Below are 20,304 nucleotides of genomic sequence, written 5' to 3' on the forward strand. Positions count from 1 at the left end.
CAAACAATTGTGCGTAATGTAAATTCTGATTTGCCTGACTACGGATAAGGCATAGACACGATGTGCAGCATCTAAGGCAAAAAGAGATTAAGTTCATGACAGAAATTCAGACCCATTCATCCGGATCAAAACGCAAAAAAATTGTGCTGATTTCTCTGATTGCCGGTCTGCTAATCACTGGACTAAGTGCTCTTGGTCTCTGGCAGGTCAAACGACTGAGCTGGAAACATGACCTGATCGCCCGCGTCGAGCAAAATATCAATGCAAGCCCTGTTTCCGCGCCTGATATCAATGCCTGGCAGAATGCTGACAAGAAAGCTTATGAATATCGTGCTGTGACGCTCTCCGGTCATTACCTCAATGATAAGGAAATTGCCGTCGGTGCACTGACCGAGCGGGGTTCAGGCTATTGGATTGTTACGCCTTTTCTGCGCGATAATGGCGAGACCGTCTTTATCAATCGCGGTTATGTTGCAAGTGCCAAGCGCGATCCTGAGAACCGCACAAGCGGTCAGATTGAAGGCGAAACAACAGTCACCGGCCTGCTACGCCTGACAGAGCCGAAAGGCTTCTTCCTGCGCCAGAATGAGCCGGAAAAGAATATCTGGTATGCCCGCGATATTGAGGCTTTTGCCAAATATGCCGATGTGAAGAATGTGCCGGATTATTTCATTGATGCGAATGGTGCGCAAAACCGTGCTGACCGACCGGAAGGCGGGCTGACCGTAGTAAAATTTGCAGATAATCATCTGGTTTATGCACTGACGTGGTTTTCATTGGCATTGATGGTGTTCGGCATGGCCGTGTTCCTGATCCGGTATGAAGGCAAACCGAAATCGGAAGATGATGATTAAATTGTATAATAATATCAACTAGTTAAATAAAACTCCCCCGCCATCAATAAAGCAGGGGAGCCATCAATAAAACCTGTTACTTAATCAGGCGGGCTTCACCGACATCTGCAGCGCTCTCAGACAGGCCGTATTCTTTGAGAATTTCGACCATACGACCGGATTTATGCAGCTCTTTGACCACATCATCGGCGGCAGCGAGCAGATCCGGATTGTTTTTGGAAAGCGGCAGACCGGCCTGTGCCGGATAGACAGAGCTTTGTACGCGCTCGTCTTTTTCTGAAACTTTAATCTGAACATCTTTCAGAGCGCCGCCTTGCTGCGCGGCAGTACCGACAGCAACGCCGTCAATTGCGATCTCGATACGTCCGGCTTCCAGATCCTGATAAAGCGCGACATAGTTGTTATAGAGGCTGAGTTTATCGCCGAGAATGGCTTTCAGCTCATTGACCCAGAGATAGCCCTGTACGGTTCCGACATTGCGGCCTTCAAGCTGGGCAACAGTGGTCACACCTTCTTTGGAATAAAGCCCCATCTGATCGAGATAGAGCGGAGCGGAAAGATTGACCACTTTCTGCCGCTCATCGGTGCGGTAATAATTGCCGATGGCAATATCTGCACGACCGGAAACAACAAACGGAATGGCTGTTGCATATTCAACCGGTGCGATTTTGATTTTCAGGCATTCTTTGGCAGCGATTTCCTTGACGATTTCACCATCCACACCGCTGAGATCGCTTTCGCCTTTAGGAATGGAAAAAGGTGGGAAAGTCGGTGCTGCAATGGTCAGATAACCGGCTTCAACAGTGGTGATTTTATGCTGCGGCGTGCAATCCTGTGCAAAAGCAGTACCTGCCAGAAAAGTGCTGCTAAGACCGGCAGCCAGTGTGAGTGTAAAAAACTTATTCATGATTTCCCCTTTTTGTTGCTTATTTAATGCTGCGCACGGGCTTCGATGACGCCGACAATCAGCGTCGCCGGAATGCAAATGAGCAGGTAGAGAAGACCAGCCAGTATCAGGGCTGGCAAATATTGGAATGTATTGGTTCCAATTTCATAGGCGCGGGCTGTCAGCTCCGGCAGCGCAATGGCAAAACACAAGGATGTGGTCTGAAAAATCAGGATCGCAAAGCCGAGCAGAGCCGGAATGGCGATACGCAGGCCTTGCGGCACAACGATAAAGCGCATCATATCCAGCGGTGTCAGACCGATCGCCTGAGCTGCCTCACGCTGCCCTGCGGGGACAGATTGCAGACCGGCACGGATGATCTCACTGGTATAAGCACCGGTTGTCCAGCTCAGAGCCACAATACTGGCCGACCAGGAGGTCAGCGTCAGACCGGCAGAAGGCAGGCCGAAATAGGCAAATTGCAGCAGAACCAGAGACGGCGCACCACGGCCCACTTCAACAAGCGTCAGTGCCGCCCAGCGGGTTGGTTTTGCCTTGGACATTACGCCGAGCGACAGAAAAAAGCCCAGCGGGATGCCGATCAGCAGGCTCATTCCGGTGACAATCAGGCTGATCCGCAGGCCGCTGAGCATTTGCGGTAGCCAGTTATGGAATTGTTCCGCCAAAGCCGTGATCATCGGGACACCTTCTTTCGCATACGCGCATCAATACCGCGTGACATCCACGCAACCGGCAGGCTGAGCGCGATATAGAGCAGGGCGACAAAGCTAAAGACTTCAAGCCCGCGATAGGTCGCCATAGAGGACTGATTGGCATAGAAGGTCATTTCAGAAACGCCGATTGTCGAGGCAATTGCAGAATCTTTCAAAAGACCGATGGCATAGGTTGCCATTGCCGGCAGGGCGACGCGGATAAGCTGCGGCATGATCACGTCAATCCACATCCGCACCGGATGCATACCCAGAGCGGCAGCGCCTTCCCATTGACCACGATGAATGGAGAGAAGCGCGCCGCGATAAATCTCCGCCATATAGGCTGAAGCAATCAGACCGAGACCGGCTGCGGCCGCAGGGAAGGGGGCAACACGGAAATAACCGCTGCCAAGCCCGAAAAAGATCACAAACAGCCAGACAATCGGCGGAATGCTGCGCACAAAAGTAATCAGCGCCATGGCTGAGTAGCGCAGCCAGTTATGACGGGAAATACGCGCCAGCATCAGCGGTACGCCAAGAACAAGCCCGATCATCAGTGCTGCGGCTGTTAAAGCGATTGTCGCAGGCAAGCCTCTGATAATATTAAAAATAATATCCTGCATCAGCGATCTCTCACGGCATGCAGAAACCGGCGTGCACGTTCTGTCTGCGGATCACGCATAACGTCTTTGCTGATGCCGGATTCAATGATGTTGCCGTCTGCCATGATCATCACATGGTCGGAAACGCTCTCGGCAAAATGCATTTCATGGGTCACGACAATCATCGTCATACCGTCTTGCGCCAGTTCACGCATGACCGCGAGAACCTCAAGACCAAGCTCCGGATCAAGCGCCGAGGTCGGCTCATCAAACAGCATGATCTTCGGGTTCAGTGCCAGTGCGCGGGCAATCGCGATACGCTGCTGCTGGCCGCCGGAGCAGCGATGCGGATATTCGGCAGCCTTGGAGTCCAGTCCCACGCGTTTGAGGAGTTCAATGGAACGTTCGTCAGCTTCTTTCTGTGAGCGGCCGAGCACGCGTTTTTGCGCGAGCGACACATTTTCCAGCACATTCATATGCGGAAACAGGTTGAAAGACTGAAACACCATGCCTGCCGAACGGCGCAGATCGAGGATTTGCTTCTGAGACGGATGTTTCTCGGCAACAAGTTCCATATCACCGAGTGTGATGCGACCTTTATCGGGCACTTCCAGATAATTCAGACAGCGCAGCAATGTGCTTTTACCGGAGCCGCTGGGCCCGATAATCGCCAATACGCCGCCCGGATTAACGCTTAAACTCACACGATTGAGTACTGTGAGAGCTCCGAAGCTCTTTTCAAGCGCTTCCACGCGCACCAGTGGCTTGATGTTATTTTGTGTCTGCTGCATTGCCTTTTCCGTCACCGCCGCCGGATAAAATCTGAGCGGCACTGAAATATGTTTCCCCGCAGGACGGCGGCGTGCTGGCAAAGCTGTTTATTTATTTTGCAATTGTTTACACCGTCCCGTGCTGAGAGCAGTGTGCCGCGTCGGAGGCTCGTACCAAATCAAGAAAAGTGGCTAAACGACAAGATTTTCTTGATGATATTTTCAGGTGGAAATTTTGCAGAAAACGGACGTGTTTCAGCACGCAGCCGCTTGCGAAAAGAGCAGGCTGACAGGTGCAGACACAAGATAATTTGAGGGCTTACTTAAATATCGTAAGGCATATCGCTGATGGTCATTTCACGGCGCAGCATGGCTGACCAGTCTTCTGCTCTGATCCAGTCACAAAAAGCCGCAATGGTTTTCACCCGCCGGTAGCCGCGAGGCACAACCAGATAAAAACCCGGAATATCTTCTTCTTTCATGGTGCTCAGGGCATCAATGCCGAGCGGTGCGATCAGCCGCCCTTGGCGAAGATCATCCATCGCATCAATGGCAGAAACCAGCCCCATCCCCATCCCTGCCAGAGTAGCGCGGCGCATGGTGGCGGCATCCTGAAACTGTACATCGCCTTTGGCTTCAATATCCTGCAGATCAAGGTGCCGCAGTACTTTTTGCCATAAATTAGTGGCCAGAACCGGATGCAGCAAAGTCATGCTCAGCAGATCTTCCGGTTTGCGCACGCGATGTGCGAGCGCCGGTGCACAGCAGATAATTTTGGGGTCACGCACCAGCAAAGTCTGGTCGAATTCTGTCCACTCGCCAAAGCCCCATTGCACGGAAACGTCGATATCATCGCGGGAAAAATCAGGGATTTCTACCATGGTAGTAAGCTGTAATACCACGCCGGGCATGGTGGTACGGAATTGCTCAAGACGGTCCATCAGATAGCGGGTGGCAAAATAGGGGCTGGCATTGACATTGATGCGGTTGCGATGACCGGTCTTGGTAACGCGACGCACACCCTCAGCAAATTCGTCAAAGCCGGCCTGTACAAAATGCGCGAGCAGAATGGCCTGTTCTGTCGGGTCAACCATGCGGCCTTTACGGTCAAACAGCATGATCCCTAATGTGTCTTCCAGCAGTTTAATCTGCTGGCTGACGGCTTGCGGGCTGACAAATAATTCGTCAGCCGCTTTGCGGAAGCTGCGATAGCGCATCACCGCATGAAAGACGCGTAAAGCATTGAGCGGGGGGAGGCGTGGCACCCTGTCATTCATGGTCTGTGACCATGTTTATAACGACCTGATTAATATGCATTGCCTGCCTCCGCTCTCCCTTATGCTTGTTATGGTTTATATCAAATCACAGCCTTTTCAAGGAAAGGCTTATTGGCAATCACGCGCTCATAGCCGACTTCGGAGAGGTCAAGCGTGCGGAACGCATTATAGGTGATCAGCTCGGATACAGCACGTCCTGTTGCGGGGCCTTGCTGCAAGCCGTGACCGGAGAAGCCATTGGCATAGATGAAGTTTTCCACCTCAGGGTGACGGCCAACAATCAGATTATGATCAAGCACGTTGAAATCATAATGCCCTGCCCATTGATTGACGACTTTGATTGCCTCGAACGCCGGTGATCGCTCTGCAAGAGCCGGCCAGATAATCTCTTCAAACTCTTCATAGCGCGGCGTGAAATCGTCCCAATCGACCGCAGGGTCTTCTACCGGCGGACAACCGGTCAGGAAGAAACGGCCTTCAGGGCGGCAGAAAACACCGCTCGGATCAATCATCAGCGGCAGGCGACCGCCATTGACTGTGGCACTGCCTTCCGGCGTCTGAGCGCAGTCATAAACAAACAAGGTGCGTTTGCGCGGTTCAATCGGCACATCCAGCCCTGCCATACGTGCGGTCAAAGCCGCACTGACACCGGACGCATTGACGATGGTACCCGCCGAGATTGTCTGGCCGGATTTCAGCTCCACACCGGTGACACGATTGCCATCGCGCTGAATGGCCATCACTTCATCAGTGATATAATCGGCACCGAGCTCACGGGCTTTGTTTTTAAAGCCATACATCAGACCGGTATTGTTAAACCAGCCCTCACCGGAGCGGCCATAGGATGCCAGCAGAATATCGTCCGTATTGAGGTGCGGGAAAGCACGGCTCAGTTCCTCACGATCCCACAGCACCACATCGGCACCGCAGGCGATCTGTACTTCGTGATTTTCGCGTAAAGTCTGTACCTGATCCAGCGTATTGGCGAGGAACAGATAACCGCCTTCGTGGAATTGCAGATCGGGCTTGTCACCAGCAACTTGCATCACTTCCGCAAAATTGCGGATAAATTCTGTGCCGAAACGACTGATTTCCACATTAATCGGGTTGGAAAACTGATTGCGGATCGAAGAAGATGACAGCGATGTAGCCGCGCGCACATAGGTCGGGTCGCGTTCCACAACGAGGATTGAGCCGTCAAAGTCAGGGTTCTGTGAAAGGAAATAAGCGACCGAAGAACCGATGACCGCGCCGCCGATAATCACAACATCATAATGCTGTTTCATGATTTTGCCTCATCATCAGGATGGCCGATATCGACGAACCAGCCACCGAGATAGCGGGTGGCAGGCGCATAAGGATCAGAGCGCTTAGTGCGGCTTTCGACAGCAGAACGATAGCTTTCCGTATTATCCTGCGGCTGGTAACCGAGATGGCCCGCCTTGCTGTTATCAACCGGCGACACGCAATTATCCGACATGCCGAAACTGATGGTAAAGCCGACGCGCGGGGCGGTGAGGGCGGCGGAAACGAGACGCACGCAATCATCAAATGACAGCCACGACCACAACATGCGGCGGTCTGCCGGTTCAGGGAAGGATGAGAAAATGCGCAATGCGACTGTCTCAATGCCGAATTTATCCCAGTAGAGCCGTCCGAGATCTTCGACAAAACATTTGGACAGACCATAGAAACTGTCAGGCCGATGCGGGGCATCCGCATCAATATGAGATTCCAGCTCATGATAGCCGATGGCATGGACGGAAGAGGCGTAGATCACACGCTTCACGCCGTTTTTGCGGGCGGCTTCATAAATATTATAGCTGCCCTGAATATTGGAGCGCAGAATACGTTCCCAAGACACTTCCAGTGGTTCACCGCCGAAGTGCAGGATTACATCTACACCTTCCGCCAGTTTCATGATCGCATCGGCATTATCAAGATCGCAGATGATTGCTTCTTCATTCGGCTGCAGATCATTGATCGCAACGCGGTCTGTGAGGCGTAATTTGCGCGCCAGTGGTGCCAGCCCGCGGCGCAGTTCGGCGCCGAGCCTTCCGGCAGCGCCGGTGATAAGAATTGTATCAAAATCCATGATTTATGCCTTTGATGCCGGATTCAAACGTGCAACAGCACCGGCAATACGCTTGATAGCTTCACTCAGAACCTCATCAGATGTTGCTGTCGAGATGCGGAAATAAGGCGACATGCCATAAGCGGCGCCTGGTACAGCGGCGACATGACCTTCATTGAGCAGGTAATTTGCCACCGCCGTATCATCACTCAGCACGGAACCGTCCGGACATTGCTTGCCGATCAGACCGGCACAATTGATAAAGGCATAGAACGCCCCCTCCGGCACACGCAGGCTCAGGCCTTCAATCGCATGAATGCCTTTGACCACCAGATCGCGGCGGCGCTGGAAAGCATCGCGGAAGGTGCAGACATGTTCCTGCGAGCCTTCAAGCGCCGCTGCACCGGCGGCCTGCGCAATCGAGCAAACAGATGTAATCGACTGGCTCTGCACCGTGGCCATGGCTTTGATCAGCGGCAGTGGGCCTGCTGCATAGCCGACACGCCAGCCGGTCATTGCATAGGCTTTGGACATGCCGTTGACGATCAGGCTGCGGGTTTTCAGCTGCGGGCAGGCTTTGCCGAAAGAGACAAATTCCAGTCCGTCAAAGATAATATGCTCGTAAATTTCGTCGGACAGAACCAGCACATGCGGGTGGCGTTCCAGCACCGCGCCGAGCGCCTTGAGACTGGCTTCATCATAGACCGCGCCGGACGGATTGCCGGGAGAGTTCAGAAACAGCCATTTGGTTTTCGGTGTAATTGCCTGTTCCAGAATTTCCGGTGTCAGGCGAAACCCGTCTTCCTCGCGGCAATGGGCAATCACCGGTTTGCCGCCGAGCAATTTCGCCATTTCCGGATAGGACACGAAATATGGTGTCGGCAGAATAACTTCGTCGCCGTCTTCCAGTGTAGCCATCAGCGCATTGAAAATGATCTGCTTGGCACCGTTGGAAACGATGATTTCATCGGTGGTATAATCCAGCCCGTTCTCGCGGGAAAATTTGGCGACGATCGCCTTGCGCAGTGCCAATGTGCCGAGCGCTGCCGTATAGAGCGTGTCACCGGCTTTGGCTGCCTGATAGGCAGCTTCGGTAATATGCGCCGGTGTCGGGAAATCCGGTTCACCAAGCCCCAGATCAATCACATCAATGCCTTTGGCACTCAGTGCTTTGGCGGCTTGTGAAACGGCCATGGAGGCAGACGGTTTAACCGCTGCCAGCCGTGAAGAAATATAGGTCATTGTCTCTCCTCCGTGACATAACCCTGAATTTTATCCTGCTCGTGTGCCTTTGCGCAGCGCTGCGCCGGATCGCCATAGCCGCCGCCGCCCGGCAGGTTCAGCACCAGTCTTTTACCTGCAGGCACATGCTGCCAGCCTTTAGAGCGCATTGCGGTGCCGTCATCGAGCTTCACGGAACCTGCAGTCCCGTTTTGCCCGCCATTACGGCCACGCGGCGCTTGTGTAACACGGTCAAACATCGCGGAAAAATCAAATTCATGATTATCCGCCGCACCGATTTCGATGACTTGTCCGAGACCGCCGCGGAACTCGCCGTCACCGCCGGAATCCGGTCGCAATTCTTTGCGCCAGATGATCACAGGGCCGGTATGCTCAGTGGCTTCAATCGGCATTGTGTGCACACCGGACGGGAAGGCCGTTGCCGACAAGCCGTCAAGGGCAGGGCGTGCGCCCATACCGCCGGAGTTGAACATCAGCACTTCGGCATTTTGTCCGCTTTGTCCCGCCACAGGGCGCACGGAAATATGAATATTCCACAAAGCGCCTGCACCTTCAGCCATAATCTGACCCGGCAAAGCCTTGGCCAGTGCTCCGAATACCAGATCCGGCACCATGTGACCGATCACATGCCGCAGACTAACCGGCGCAGGGCGTTGCGCATTGAGAATATTGGTTTCGGAAGACACGGTGAAGAAAGCCAGCGAGGCGGCATTATTCGGAATTTCCGGTGCCAGCACGCATTTCAGCGCATAAGATGCATAGGCCTTCGTATAAATGATCGGAACATTGATACCCCAGCGGCTCATCGGGTCACTGCCGGTGAAATCCACATTCACCAGACCGTCTTTCATATCCACCACGGCTGCAAGACGGATCGGTTCATCATAACCGTCTGTCATCAGCTCATTTGACCACGAGCCTTCAGGGAACTGCGCAAGACGTGCGCGCATGGCATTGGTGGTGCGCGAGAAGATAAATTCCGACAGGTTATTGAGCGATGTCAGGCCGATCTCGCGCATCATATCGACAAGGCGACGATGGCCGACTTCGTTACAGGCGGAGAGGGAGTAGAAATCGCCGATCACTTGATTAGGCTCGCGCACATTGGCACGCAGAATGCGGATCAGGTCTTTATTGACCACGCCGCGTTCGGCAAATTTCATGATCGGAATCTGAATGCCTTCTTCATAGACGGACTTACCGTCTGCACCGAAACCGCGACCGCCGACATCGACCACATGGGCGGTACAGGCGAAGAACGCGACCAGTTCTCCATTGAGGAAGGACGGTGAAACCATCGTGATATCATGGAGATGGCCGGTGCCTTTCCACGGATCATTGGTGACATAGGTGTCACCCTCGAACATTTCGTCACGCGGAATTTCATTGATAAATTCCAGTACCGCTTCGGCCATAGTATTCACATGACCCGGTGTGCCGGTCACAGCCTGTGCCAGCATTTGCCCCTGTGGATCAAAGACACCGGCAGAAAGATCGCCAGCTTCACGCACCGAAGTGGAAAAAGCTGTGCGCAGCAAAGTCAGCGCCTGTTCTTCCACCACGGAAATCAGGCGGTTCCACATGACCTGCATGCGGATTTCATCCAGTTCACTCATGCGGATTTTCCTTTTTTCACCAGCAGAATTGTGCCGTCATGCTGGATAACCGCATCAAATGGTGCGGTCACAATGGTGGAGGTTTCACGCTCGGTAATGATCGCGGGCCCTGCTACACGGTCGCCGGTCGCTAAAGTGCCACGGTCGAAAATGCCGGTCGGCAGTATCGCGCCGTTGCTCGGATCAAACACATCGCGTTGTAGCACCGGTGCAATGACACGCTCGCCATAGCTGACAGTGCCGCTTTGCGTGACGCTTTGTTTGACTTCAACTTTGACAGACCATGTGACGATTTCAATCTCTGCACCTTCAATCGGGCGACCGAAAAAACGCGCATAATTCTCAAGGAAGCGCTCGCGGATTGTCGCCAGTGCTTGCTCATTAAACGGTGGCTGTGGCGCGGTGACCGGAATTTCCCAACCCTGACCTGCGTAGCGCATGAAGGCGGTGACTTCACGCTCCAGCGGCGCATCGGTGCCGCTGCGCACAAAGCTTTCCGCTGCCGTGCTGAGGTCTGCCAGCGTGGCATTAACCGCATCGAGATTGATGCCGGACAGTTTGGCCAAATGTGAAACCAGAGCTTCATAGCCGAACGGTGCTTTAAGGAAGCCGATAGCGGAACCGACACCTGCGCCCTGTGGGATCAGGCATTGTTCAACGCCGAGTTTTTCGCAGAGACGGGCGGCATGCAAAGGCGCGGCACCGCCAAAGGCGATCATAATATTATCGGAGATGTTTTTGCCGTTTTCCACCGCATGAACACGGGCAGCATTGGCCATATTCTCATCAACCACTTCGCAAATGCCGAAGGCAGCGGAAAGCGGTTTCAGATTGAGTTTAGAGCCGACATCCTTGTCGATGGCCGCTTCGGCATTCTGTACCGAGAGTTTAATCGCACCGCCGGCGAAATTATCGGCATCAAGTTTACCCAGCATGAGATCGGCATCGGTGATCGCAGGACGGGTACCGCCGCGCTGATAACAGGCAGGGCCTGGTTCAGAGGCGGCGCTTTCCGGGCCGGTCTGGATGCGCCCCATTGAGTCCACCCAAGCGATAGAACCACCGCCTGCACCGATCTCGATCATCTCGATCACCGGAATGGAGATCGGCATGCCGGAACCCTTGCAAAAGCGATAGGTGCGGGCGACTTCAAAAGTACGCGCGGTTTTCGGAACGAAATTCTCGATCAGGCAAATCTTGGCTGTGGTGCCGCCCATATCGTAGGAAACGACATTCTCAATGCCGAAACGACGGGCAATATCAGCTGCAAAGATTGCACCGCCCGCAGGGCCGGATTCCACCAGACGCACCGGAAATTCAGAGGCTGTATCAACGGAAATCAGACTACCGCCGGAATGGATCATGAAAACAGGGCAGGTTGCGCCCATTTCTTTGAGCCGTACCTGCAAACGCGCCAGATAATCGGCCATTTGCGGGCGCACATAGGCATTGGCGCAAACTGTGTTGAAGCGTTCAAATTCGCGCATTTGCGGCGAGACTTCCGCCGAGATGGAAATTGGCACAGAAAGCTTGCGCTGCAAAATCGCACGGGCACGGCGTTCGTGCTCCGGATTCATATAGGAGTGGATAAAGCCGATGGCGACTGCGCCGAAACCACCTTCTGAAATCGCATCGGCGATTTCTTCCAGCTTTGCCTCATCCAGCGGCTGCAATTCCTGACCCTGCGCATTCATGCGGCCTTTGACCGTGAAACGATGTTCGCGTGCGACCAGAGGGGCGGGGAGTTTCAGGTTGAGATCATATTGCTCGAAGCGGTTTTCACTGCGCATTTCGATCACATCACGATAGCCTTCGGTGGTCACAAAAGCTGTCTTGGCACCGCGCCGCTCAATCAGCGCATTGGTGGCCAGTGTGGTGCCGTGAATAACAATATCGAGCTCGGCAGGGCTGATGCCTGCCTGTTCCGTGACAATGCGGATACCGTCGAGAATAGCCTGTTCCGGCGCGGTATAATTGGTCAGAACCTTGGTGGAGTAGAGCGTTCCGCGCATATCCAGTGCGATATCGGTGAATGTGCCGCCGATATCAGCACCAAGCCGGATGTCGTTTCGGGATGTCATGCCATTTCCTTCGCTGCCAATGCGGCAGCGCGCATCTGGCTTAATGTCTGGCGGGGTGTAAGGGCTTCCGGTGAAATATTAAGTTCAAGAACCGCGCCGGTTTTTGACGCCGCAGCACGCTCAAAAGCGGCTGCAAAATCTGCCGTGGTTTCCACCCGCTCCGCATGGAAACGGTAGGATTTTGCCAATGTCACAAAGTCCGGATTTTCCATTGTGGTGCCGGAGACGCGTGCCGGATAATGCTTTTCCTGATGGGCGCGGATCGTGCCGTAAATCCCGTTATTGAGAATGAGTATAATCGGCTGCGCACCGGCCTGCATGGCGGAGCCGAGTTCCTGACAATTCATCTGGAAATCGCCGTCACCGGCAAAGCAGATCACCATGCGCTCAGGCTCTGCAACTTTGGCGGCAATCGCTGCGGGTACGCCATAGCCCATGGCGCCGGATTGCGGGGCGAGCAGCCGTGCTTTGGTGCCGAATTTTGCAAACTTATTCGGCCAGACCGTGAAATTGCCTGCGCCATTGGTCAGGATCACATCTTCCGGCAGACGGTCGCGCAAGTAAGCCATGACTGCAACCATATCCACCGGCGACGGCTGGGCGGGGGCATCAAAGCTGGCAAGATAGGCTTCACGGGCGGCTTTGCGCCAGTCTGCCCATGCACCGCTGACCGGTTGCAGGCTCTGCGCAAAACTGCTCGGGCAGGCGTGAATACCTAAATCCGGCACATAGATTTTGCCGATTTCCGCATCGGACGGATGCACATGGATCAGCTTCTGCTGCGGCACCGGTACATTGAGCAATGTATAGCCGTCGGTGGTCATCTCACCGAAACGGACATTGATCGCCAGAATAAGATCGGCATCACGGATCAGCGCTTTGACATGGGGCAACATGCCGACACCGGCTTCGCCCACAAAGGCTGAAGAGAAATTGTCAAACTGATCCTGATAGCGGAAGGCAGCAACCACCGGAATATCAGACTGCTCGGCGAAATTTTGCAAAGCTGCACGACCAGCTTCAGTCCAGTTGGTGCCGCCCATCAGAATGACCGGTTTCTTCGCGGCTTTCAGCATTTGCTGTGCTGTCGCCATTGTTTCTGCCTGCGGGGCAGGGGAGGCGATTTTAGCCGGTGCGGTCAGTGGTGCTTTGTCTGTCAGGCTGGTCAGCATATCTTCCGGCAGTGCAATCACCACAGGACCCGGACGGCCGGTTGTGGCCACTGTCCATGCGTGTGCCAGAATTTCCGGAATACGCTCAACCTGATCGATCTGCACCGCCCATTTGGCAACTGTGCCGAACATGGCGCGGTAGTCGATTTCCTGAAAAGCTTCACGACCGGTCATATCGGTACCGACCTGACCGATGAACAGCAGCATCGGTGCGCTGTCCTGCATGGCCGTGTGCACGCCAATGGAGGCATTTGTGGCACCGGGGCCACGGGTGACAAAGCAAAGGCCGGGGGTGTTGGTTAGTTTGCCGTAAGCGGCAGCCATAAATGCGGCGCCGCCTTCATTGCGGCACAGGATATAATCCAGCTTGCCTTTGGTGTCGTGAAGTGCGTCCAGCACTGCCAGATAACTTTCTCCCGGAACACCGAAGCTCTTACGCGCACCAAGCGCGATCAGGCTTTCTACAAGGAGTTGTCCCCCGTTGCGCATTATGCCTTTACCTCCCGACATATAAACTCGCAAAAGCCGGAAATACGCATGACCGGCAGAGATTATAAATGCATGTCATGTCACGATCAAAAATCAAGAAAACACGTTAATCGACAAGATTTACTTGTCTGAATGGCTGCGCAAAATATTTTGTGTCATTTGTCTGACATTCAGGCACTTTATGAGCCGGTTGATTTGTATCGGATCAAATCTCTGGCAGAAACAAAGCGTTGCGGATGAGGGGCATAATGCGCTCAGGAAATGAAAGCGGATCACTGACAAAACCAGCACAGGGTTCCTGTGCTGAAGTTTTCCGCGTGTTTCTTAAACTCGGGCTGACATCGTTTGGCGGGCCGGTTGCACATCTGGGCTATTATCGAGACGAGCTTATCGTGCGCCGCAAATGGATGGATGAAGCCGGTTATGCCGATCTGGTTGCCTTATGCCAGTTTTTGCCCGGCCCTGCGTCCAGTCAGGTCGCTTTTGCGCTTGGTCTTTTACGCGGTAATGGTCTTGCCGGTGGTCTGGCGGCTTCACTGGCCTTCACACTGCCATCAGCACTCCTTCTTGCGGCTTTTGCACTGGGCGCAGCATCATTCACAGGTGTGTATGCGGAAGGTCTGCTGCATGGTTTGAAACTGGTTGCCGTGGCAATTGTTGCGCAGGCGGTCTGGGGTATGGCGCGCAGTCTGACACCGGATAAGCCCCGTATTTTCATTGCGCTTTCAGCAATCGTGCTTGTGGTTTTTGTGGCGGGAGCAATCGGGCAGATTGCGGCTATTACCGGCGGCGCCATGCTTGGCCTGTGGCTTTGCCGTGGCAATGGTACGGCTGTGACCGGTAATCTGAAATTTCCTGTATCACGCAGAGGCGGCTTTATAGCTTTAAGCCTGTTTGCGGTTTTATTCGCATTTTTGCCGGTGCTGACCGCTGTTACAGGATATCAGCCTGTTGCTGTGTTCGATGCTTTTTACCGTGCCGGTTCGCTAGTTTTTGGTGGCGGGCATGTGGTTTTGCCGCTGTTGCAGGCAGAAGTTGTGACACCGCAATGGGTGAGCAAAGAGGCTTTTCTGGCAGGTTATGGGCTGGCGCAGGCTGTACCAGGGCCGTTATTCACATTCGCAGCCTATCTCGGTGCGGTGATGCAAGCGGAGCCAAACGGAATTGCCGGTGCTTCTATTGCTCTGATCGCGATATTCTTGCCGGGCTTGCTGCTTGTTTATGGCATGCTTCCGTTCTGGGACAGGCTGCGTTTGCGCCCGACAGCACAGGCGGCAATGCGTGGTGCCAATGCAGCGGTTGTCGGCATTCTCGGTGCGGCACTGTATAATCCGGTATGGACAGGGGCGGTTTTTACCAATCAGGATTTTGCGCTGGTACTGGCAGGGTTTTTACTGCTCACAGTCTGGAAAGTGCAGCCCTGGATTGTTGTTGTTTTGATGGCCTTTGCAGGAATGATGATGCCGCTTTTGCCGTTGTAATTGAGGTAGCAGATGGTTCGTTAAAGCTTTGAATAATCCTGACAGGTTCTTTGCAGCACTATACTAGCTGGAGTTAAACCGGATGTGTGGCTTTCTTTGTCGGGTATGATCGGAATTTAGTGTGAAATTAGAGATACGTCTGGCAGCGAAAGCTGAGAAATCAATCATAAGCGCTTTTATGGCGGAATATTTCGCTGAAATGCGCACTTACGAAGAGACAGACGATGATTATCCGTATTTTGATTTATACTGGTCAGAAGCAAACAGATGGCCATATCTGATATCTTTTGAGGGAAAAGATATTGGTTTTGCCTTTATCAATAACTGGTCACCTTCCGGTAAAGGCACGGACTATTCATTTGCGGAATTTTTCATTCTGATAGCTTATCGCAAGCAGGGACTGGCACGCTATGCAGCTGCTGAGATTTTGCAAATGCATAGCGGGTTTTGGGAACTGCGTGTCGCGCCAAAAAACACAACTGCGCTCCATTTCTGGCAGGCTGTGATCAAATCAGCTCAAGCTGAAAATGTAGAAAAGCTTGAAATTGAAGAGGATCTGATTTACCGCTTCCGGCCATTATAGCGGCAGCTTTTACGCTGATTTTTGTTCTGCACCGTAGTTTCAGGAACTCTCAATACCTATATGCGTTCACACTATAACTGACGGGAGTTTGTTATGAGCGTGAAAAAGCTATTGATGGCCGCTATCGGCCTGTTTGCCGGATATAAATTATACAAAGCCGCTAATCCTAAAATTCCTGATAATGTGGTGCTGGTTACCGGTTTCGAACTCAATCGCTATCTGGGGACGTGGTATGAAGTCGCTCGTGTAGAAAACCGGTTTGAAAAAGGTCTGATTAAAACCACTGCTGAATATACACTCAATGGTGACGGCACCGTAAATGTGCTGAACAGCGGTGTCGATGAAATCTCCGGCCGGCATAAGCGTGCATCGGGGACGGCTGTTTTTGTACGCGGCCAATCTGAGGGCGCATTGAAGGTATCGTTTTTCGGCCCGTTTTATGGCGGCTATAATATAGTTGCTTTGGATGAGGATTATCGCTGGGCAATTATTGTCGGATCAAGCCCGAAGTATTTTTGGGTTCTCTCCCGCACAGTTGAAATACCAGAGGAGTTAAAAGACAGGGCGATTAAGGTTGCATCTGGGGTTGGTGTTGATCCTGATAATATTAATTGGGTACAACAATTTTAAAAATAAAAGCTGTCCTGATCTTTTTTAAGACACAATCACTGTCTATATACACAGCATAGACATTGCTAAGCAGCGCGTTTCTCACAGCGCTCGCAAATGTCTTCATTAATTTAAGCTTTTGACCACGGATGTACTGGCACTGGCAATTAATTGATGAGTAGGAAGGTCGGTGCATTTTTGCCCCGGCCTTTTTTATTGTCTTCTTTGGAAATTTTACAACTCTGCATTGTGAAATGCACGAGGAACTATATCGTCAGATCGGGATGTTGTTTCTTTTATATTTCTGATGATTGAATATATATACTTATGATATTGAATATAAATGATAATTTAATATCATTTATTATGTTTTGTAAAAAATATTGCCTATGTCTTTAATTAATTATCATTATCTGTTGCTATTTTACTATATGAATAATTGTCTTCTATAATGTAAAAATAATTATCAATAAATAAAGGGGACAATCATGAAGAGTATTATTCTGGCCTCCGTGCTGGCATTAACAGCAGGCTCAGCTTTCGCTGCCGATGCCGTTGTATATAATGATCCGGCACCTGCAGTTGTCGACACCTTCTCCTGGACAGGTGGTTATATCGGTGTGAATGCCGGTTATGCAGGCGGAAAATTCAAAACTGATTTCAACGAATTGCTTGGCGACGCTTCACTCAGAGGTAATGCCAGTGGTTTTATCGGCGGTGTTCAGGCCGGTTATAACTGGCAGTTTGACCAGGCAGTTGTTGGTATTGAAACTGATATTCAGGGTTCAGGCGTAAAATCCGATTTTGATGTCAGTGTTCCGGGCGGTACATTGGTGAATCTCGGAACCAAGGTTAGCTGGTTTGGTACAACACGTGTCCGTCTTGGTTACACCCCGGTCGATCGTTTTCTGGTTTATGCAACCGGTGGTGTTGCTTATGGTAAAGTTAAAACCTATGCGAACAACTATTTAGATGGCTCATCCCAGTCTGACACCAAAGTCGGCTATACGGTCGGTGCCGGTGCAGAATACGCTATTACAAATAACGTAACGCTGAAGACCGAATATCTCTATACCGATCTTGGTAAGCTCAAACTGGATTATGTTGATCTCGACAGAAGCTGGCGTATTGGTGAAGCCAAATCACAGTTTCATACAGTTCGGGTTGGCTTGAACTATAAATTCTGAGCTTTTGGCTTGGTTTTTACTAACCCCGCTTTGGCGGGGTTTTTTATTGCTTGTTTGGCTTTGGTAGGCTGAGCCTTTGCGGCTTTTAACTTTTCCGCTTCTTCAGCGGCTTTTTTCGCTTCCAGAAGTTTGTCTGCACATTTGTTTTTAGTCATTGCTGCATTGAGCTTCGCCTGACCTGTTTCATCAATGAGGGGCTTGGCGGTTTCGATGTTTCGGCACCATTCCAAATCCCTTACCTGCTGCGACACGCAGCCAGCGAGTCCGAGAAGAGGGAGTATAAAGGTCAAAGTACGGATAAGTGAAAGTCTGGTTCGTGCGCTCTCAGTCGTTTGATCCATGTTTCGCCCCTCAGTTATGTGCAGGAATTGAACAGCGGCTTGCATAGTAAATCAAGAGAAATTCACTTGATGAGCGATGACACAATCAAAACGGCATTTGTACCAATGCTGATTAACGGCCATTTCTCATAACGAACTGTTTGCAGGTTGCTGTGAAATCTTCCAGCAGTTTAACCTGATACCCGAACACAAGTACTTCACCTTTCCTGCGGGTAACAAAACCATCTTGCATGACAATTTTTTGGACACGTTTTATTTCAGTGTATTTTACGCGGCATGTAGAGCCCGGCGTTGCTCTTTGTGTGAAAAATGCTCCGTCATTGAGTTGAATGCGCGGTGTAGAAAATTGAGCGCCCTTTTCTGCTTGATGGGATTGCGGATCTCTTTCTCTTTCGGAGGGGAGAGTTAATCTGCTGACGGTACAGGGCAGGTGAGATCGCCTTCTTCGCAGTTGAGATAATCTGATAATTGTTTGTTACGTGCAGTTGTTAATTGGGTTCTGCATGTTGCAACCATCATTGGATGAATGCTTCCGCCGGATGTTGTCGATGTTGCGAAGTTACATTCTGCGTCTCTGAACTTCATCCAAAGACGCTGTGAGTTTACCAATAATTTCTTGGTTTCCTCATCATCGGCCAAACGTTTTTCTATCTTTTTGTAGTTTTCGTTAAGTTGCTTATCAACCTTGGCCAATGCATCACTGGCGCATTTGGTCATTGTTGACTGGTCTTCAGCTTTGTCGCAGTCAGTAGATGCATAAGCTGGCAGCGATATAAATATTGATCCGAGAGTAACCAAAGTAACTAACTTCATTTCCACCTCCCTATATTATCTGATGATTGAAGCGTGACTTTCATTTCAAAGCAAGAGGCATTTCTTGTAGAGATTAAAGAATAAAGAATAATCTGTAAAAGCGTGGCAAATAGTGAAAGAAAGTTTTCATCACAGAATACGTAACGGATCTATATCTAGCATCTGAATACTCGGGTAATGCGTTCTTGCGGATGCGTGGAGATCGGAGTATCGGGACTTTTCTCTATCCAAATCTTGTCCGCGTTGGCATGTTACAGTTCCAGAAAGAACTGGCGATTGTATGTTAGCAGTCAGTTATGACCGGTTCCCGATTTTGGTTAGACGAAGGGGGGGCTTGTTAAACTGACAGGGGCTCTTGTCAAAGTTTTTCAAGAATGGTAACGTTCCCATAATGATCGGTCTAAGAGACCGGTCGCTTGGGAGGAGTGTCAGCTTGAATAAGGATACAGGGCGTCGTGCGACGATCGTCGATGTTGCAAAAAAAGCTGGCTTGTCCAAGAGCACAGTAGCCCGTGTTCTGGCTGGTTCCTCCAATATATCGCAGGATGCTGCTGAGCGCGTACAGGCCGCAGTGCTGGCAACCGGTTATGAACGCAATCATCTGGCAGTCGGCATGCGCTCAGGGCGCAGCGGGTTGCTTGGTCTGGTTATCCCGGACATTACCAACCCGTTTTGGGCGGAAGTGGCGCGCGGTGCGCAGGATCAGGCTGCGAGGCAGGGTGTTTCGCTGCTGGTATTTTCTTCAGACTGGGATGCGGATAAGGAAGCGGCACATCTTCGCGCCTTATGTCAGGCACGCGTAGATGGCGCGATCATCAATCCTGTCGCTGATAATCTTGCTGATCTCGACCGTTTCGGCATGCCTTTTGTGCTGATCGGTTCGAGTGCCGAGCGCTTTCCCGATACGAGCAGTGTCGGGTCAGATATCGTGCAGGGTGTACGTCTCGGGCTGGATGTTCTGCTCGCGCAGGGGCATGTGCAGCCGGCATTAATCCTCGGGCCTAAATCCCGTTTGGCGCGTGCGCGTTTTCTGCGCGCGGTACATGAGCATTGCATTGAACGGGATGTTGACCCCTCAATACTCATGACGGAAGACAGTGACTATACCGTTGAAGGTGGTCGTTCTGCTATGAAACAGCTGTTGCAAGCGCATCAGAATGGCCAGCATCTGGCAGTTTTTTGTGCGAATGATCTGATGGCGCTTGGTGGTATTCTGGCAATCCGTGATGCAGGACTTTCCTGCCCGCAGGATGTGTCAATTCTCGGTTTTGACGGTATTCCTTCCGGTGCTTTTTCCTGGCCCGGATTGACGACAATTGAAAAAGACGGTCGCCGTATCGGCTCCACGGCAGTCACTGCTTTATATGCAGAAATTGCCGGACGAGCAGAACATGAGCGCATTTATGTGCCGTGCCGTCTTTTGGAGCGCGGCTCACTCGCTGATCTGTCAGAGATGGCAACTGCGCGGCTGGCTGCAAAGGGGTAATTCAGACAATGAGTCATAGTTCTGCATC

Annotated in this window: 19 protein-coding genes; 6 read left to right on the forward strand and 13 right to left on the reverse strand. The window is 51.9% G+C overall.

Translation table 11 applies throughout. The features are described 5' to 3' along the window. The first annotated feature begins 95 nt into the window (after nucleotides 1-95). Nucleotides 96-854 carry an SURF1 family protein gene (locus tag JNC80_RS12030; protein ID WP_376710478.1) on the forward strand — a complete coding sequence of 253 codons (759 nt, stop codon included), beginning with the start codon at nucleotides 96-98 and terminating at the stop codon, nucleotides 852-854. A gap of 76 nt (nucleotides 855-930) precedes the next feature. Here JNC80_RS12030 and JNC80_RS12035 read toward each other — a convergent pair whose 3' ends face one another. The 11 genes from JNC80_RS12035 to JNC80_RS12085 form a co-directional block, all read right to left on the reverse strand. Further along, entirely contained in the window at nucleotides 931-1,761 is an 831-nt protein-coding gene (locus tag JNC80_RS12035; protein ID WP_376710479.1) for a substrate-binding periplasmic protein, read from the reverse strand. Nucleotides 1,762-1,784: 23 nt separating this feature from the next. After that, entirely contained in the window at nucleotides 1,785-2,438 is a 654-nt protein-coding gene (locus tag JNC80_RS12040) for an amino acid ABC transporter permease (protein WP_376710480.1), read from the reverse strand. Beyond that, nucleotides 2,435-3,076: an amino acid ABC transporter permease gene (locus JNC80_RS12045; protein ID WP_376710481.1), complete on the reverse strand. Its 642-nt coding sequence runs from the start codon at nucleotides 3,074-3,076 to the stop codon at nucleotides 2,435-2,437. The genes JNC80_RS12040 and JNC80_RS12045 overlap by 4 nt, the downstream gene beginning before the upstream one ends. Next, a complete protein-coding gene (locus JNC80_RS12050; RefSeq protein ID WP_376710482.1) occupies nucleotides 3,076-3,846 on the reverse strand; it encodes an amino acid ABC transporter ATP-binding protein in 771 nt (256 codons plus the stop codon). Before JNC80_RS12050 ends, JNC80_RS12045 begins: the two co-directional genes overlap by 1 nt. A gap of 302 nt (nucleotides 3,847-4,148) precedes the next feature. Then, nucleotides 4,149-5,090 (reverse strand): LysR substrate-binding domain-containing protein, encoded by a 942-nt coding sequence (locus JNC80_RS12055; protein WP_245293647.1) that lies wholly within the window; start codon nucleotides 5,088-5,090, stop codon nucleotides 4,149-4,151. 92 nt (nucleotides 5,091-5,182) lie between these two features. Then, complete coding sequence (locus tag JNC80_RS12060; RefSeq protein ID WP_376710483.1) at nucleotides 5,183-6,388, reverse strand: NAD(P)/FAD-dependent oxidoreductase; 1,206 nt, start codon at nucleotides 6,386-6,388, stop codon at nucleotides 5,183-5,185. Further along, nucleotides 6,385-7,200: an NAD-dependent epimerase/dehydratase family protein gene (locus tag JNC80_RS12065; RefSeq protein ID WP_376710595.1), complete on the reverse strand. Its 816-nt coding sequence runs from the start codon at nucleotides 7,198-7,200 to the stop codon at nucleotides 6,385-6,387. The genes JNC80_RS12060 and JNC80_RS12065 overlap by 4 nt, the downstream gene beginning before the upstream one ends. Continuing rightward, entirely contained in the window at nucleotides 7,201-8,418 is a 1,218-nt protein-coding gene (locus tag JNC80_RS12070; protein ID WP_376710484.1) for a pyridoxal phosphate-dependent aminotransferase, read from the reverse strand. Beyond that, nucleotides 8,415-10,034: a hydantoinase B/oxoprolinase family protein gene (locus JNC80_RS12075; RefSeq protein WP_376710485.1), complete on the reverse strand. Its 1,620-nt coding sequence runs from the start codon at nucleotides 10,032-10,034 to the stop codon at nucleotides 8,415-8,417. The genes JNC80_RS12070 and JNC80_RS12075 overlap by 4 nt, the downstream gene beginning before the upstream one ends. Then, nucleotides 10,031-12,115: a hydantoinase/oxoprolinase family protein gene (locus JNC80_RS12080; protein WP_376710486.1), complete on the reverse strand. Its 2,085-nt coding sequence runs from the start codon at nucleotides 12,113-12,115 to the stop codon at nucleotides 10,031-10,033. The genes JNC80_RS12075 and JNC80_RS12080 overlap by 4 nt, the downstream gene beginning before the upstream one ends. Further along, nucleotides 12,112-13,779, reverse strand: coding sequence for a thiamine pyrophosphate-dependent enzyme (locus JNC80_RS12085; RefSeq protein WP_376710596.1), 1,668 nt, complete (start codon nucleotides 13,777-13,779; stop codon nucleotides 12,112-12,114). The genes JNC80_RS12080 and JNC80_RS12085 overlap by 4 nt, the downstream gene beginning before the upstream one ends. Before the next feature lie 245 nt (nucleotides 13,780-14,024). Between JNC80_RS12085 and chrA the strand changes: the two genes are divergently transcribed. The 4 genes from chrA (at nucleotide 14,025) to JNC80_RS12105 (ending at nucleotide 17,636) form a co-directional block, all read left to right on the forward strand. Then, nucleotides 14,025-15,257, forward strand: coding sequence for a chromate efflux transporter (gene chrA, locus JNC80_RS12090; protein WP_376710487.1), 1,233 nt, complete (start codon nucleotides 14,025-14,027; stop codon nucleotides 15,255-15,257). Between the two features lie 121 nt (nucleotides 15,258-15,378). Further along, a complete protein-coding gene (locus tag JNC80_RS12095) occupies nucleotides 15,379-15,840 on the forward strand; it encodes a GNAT family N-acetyltransferase (RefSeq protein WP_376710488.1) in 462 nt (153 codons plus the stop codon). Between the two features lie 93 nt (nucleotides 15,841-15,933). Continuing rightward, nucleotides 15,934-16,470 (forward strand): lipocalin family protein, encoded by a 537-nt coding sequence (locus JNC80_RS12100; protein ID WP_376710489.1) that lies wholly within the window; start codon nucleotides 15,934-15,936, stop codon nucleotides 16,468-16,470. 467 nt (nucleotides 16,471-16,937) lie between these two features. Continuing rightward, on the forward strand, nucleotides 16,938-17,636 hold the full coding sequence (locus JNC80_RS12105) for an outer membrane protein (RefSeq protein ID WP_376710490.1): 699 nt from the start codon (nucleotides 16,938-16,940) through the stop codon (nucleotides 17,634-17,636). Here the strand turns inward: JNC80_RS12105 and JNC80_RS12110 are convergent. Beyond that, entirely contained in the window at nucleotides 17,624-17,977 is a 354-nt protein-coding gene (locus tag JNC80_RS12110) for a hypothetical protein (protein WP_376710491.1), read from the reverse strand. The two genes, JNC80_RS12105 and JNC80_RS12110, sit on opposite strands and share 13 nt — an antisense overlap. A 405-nt stretch (nucleotides 17,978-18,382) precedes the next feature. Next, nucleotides 18,383-18,790: a lysozyme inhibitor LprI family protein gene (locus tag JNC80_RS12115; protein ID WP_376710492.1), complete on the reverse strand. Its 408-nt coding sequence runs from the start codon at nucleotides 18,788-18,790 to the stop codon at nucleotides 18,383-18,385. 433 nt (nucleotides 18,791-19,223) lie between these two features. On the opposite strand from JNC80_RS12115, the gene JNC80_RS12120 reads away from it, so the two are divergent. Beyond that, complete coding sequence (locus JNC80_RS12120; RefSeq protein WP_376710493.1) at nucleotides 19,224-20,276, forward strand: LacI family DNA-binding transcriptional regulator; 1,053 nt, start codon at nucleotides 19,224-19,226, stop codon at nucleotides 20,274-20,276. The last annotated feature ends 28 nt before the right edge of the window (nucleotides 20,277-20,304 follow it).

Origin of the sequence: Pseudochrobactrum lubricantis (assembly GCF_041929865.1) — a bacterium.
Taxonomy (GTDB): Bacteria; Pseudomonadota; Alphaproteobacteria; order Rhizobiales; family Rhizobiaceae; genus Pseudochrobactrum; species Pseudochrobactrum saccharolyticum.

Bases quoted from the DNA above. Each gene is read 5' to 3' on its own strand.
- JNC80_RS12030 (WP_376710478.1), top strand. From the start codon at position 96: ATGACAGAAATTCAGACCCATTCATCCGGATCAAAACGCAAAAAAATT.
- JNC80_RS12035 (WP_376710479.1), bottom strand. From the start codon at position 1,761: ATGAATAAGTTTTTTACACTCACACTGGCTGCCGGTCTTAGCAGCACT.
- JNC80_RS12040 (WP_376710480.1), bottom strand. From the start codon at position 2,438: ATGATCACGGCTTTGGCGGAACAATTCCATAACTGGCTACCGCAAATG.
- JNC80_RS12045 (WP_376710481.1), bottom strand. From the start codon at position 3,076: ATGCAGGATATTATTTTTAATATTATCAGAGGCTTGCCTGCGACAATC.
- JNC80_RS12050 (WP_376710482.1), bottom strand. From the start codon at position 3,846: ATGCAGCAGACACAAAATAACATCAAGCCACTGGTGCGCGTGGAAGCG.
- JNC80_RS12060 (WP_376710483.1), bottom strand. From the start codon at position 6,388: ATGAAACAGCATTATGATGTTGTGATTATCGGCGGCGCGGTCATCGGT.
- JNC80_RS12070 (WP_376710484.1), bottom strand. From the start codon at position 8,418: ATGACCTATATTTCTTCACGGCTGGCAGCGGTTAAACCGTCTGCCTCC.
- JNC80_RS12075 (WP_376710485.1), bottom strand. From the start codon at position 10,034: ATGAGTGAACTGGATGAAATCCGCATGCAGGTCATGTGGAACCGCCTG.
- JNC80_RS12080 (WP_376710486.1), bottom strand. From the start codon at position 12,115: ATGACATCCCGAAACGACATCCGGCTTGGTGCTGATATCGGCGGCACA.
- chrA (WP_376710487.1), top strand. From the start codon at position 14,025: ATGCGCTCAGGAAATGAAAGCGGATCACTGACAAAACCAGCACAGGGT.
- JNC80_RS12100 (WP_376710489.1), top strand. From the start codon at position 15,934: ATGAGCGTGAAAAAGCTATTGATGGCCGCTATCGGCCTGTTTGCCGGA.
- JNC80_RS12105 (WP_376710490.1), top strand. From the start codon at position 16,938: ATGAAGAGTATTATTCTGGCCTCCGTGCTGGCATTAACAGCAGGCTCA.
- JNC80_RS12110 (WP_376710491.1), bottom strand. From the start codon at position 17,977: ATGGATCAAACGACTGAGAGCGCACGAACCAGACTTTCACTTATCCGT.
- JNC80_RS12115 (WP_376710492.1), bottom strand. From the start codon at position 18,790: ATGAAGTTAGTTACTTTGGTTACTCTCGGATCAATATTTATATCGCTG.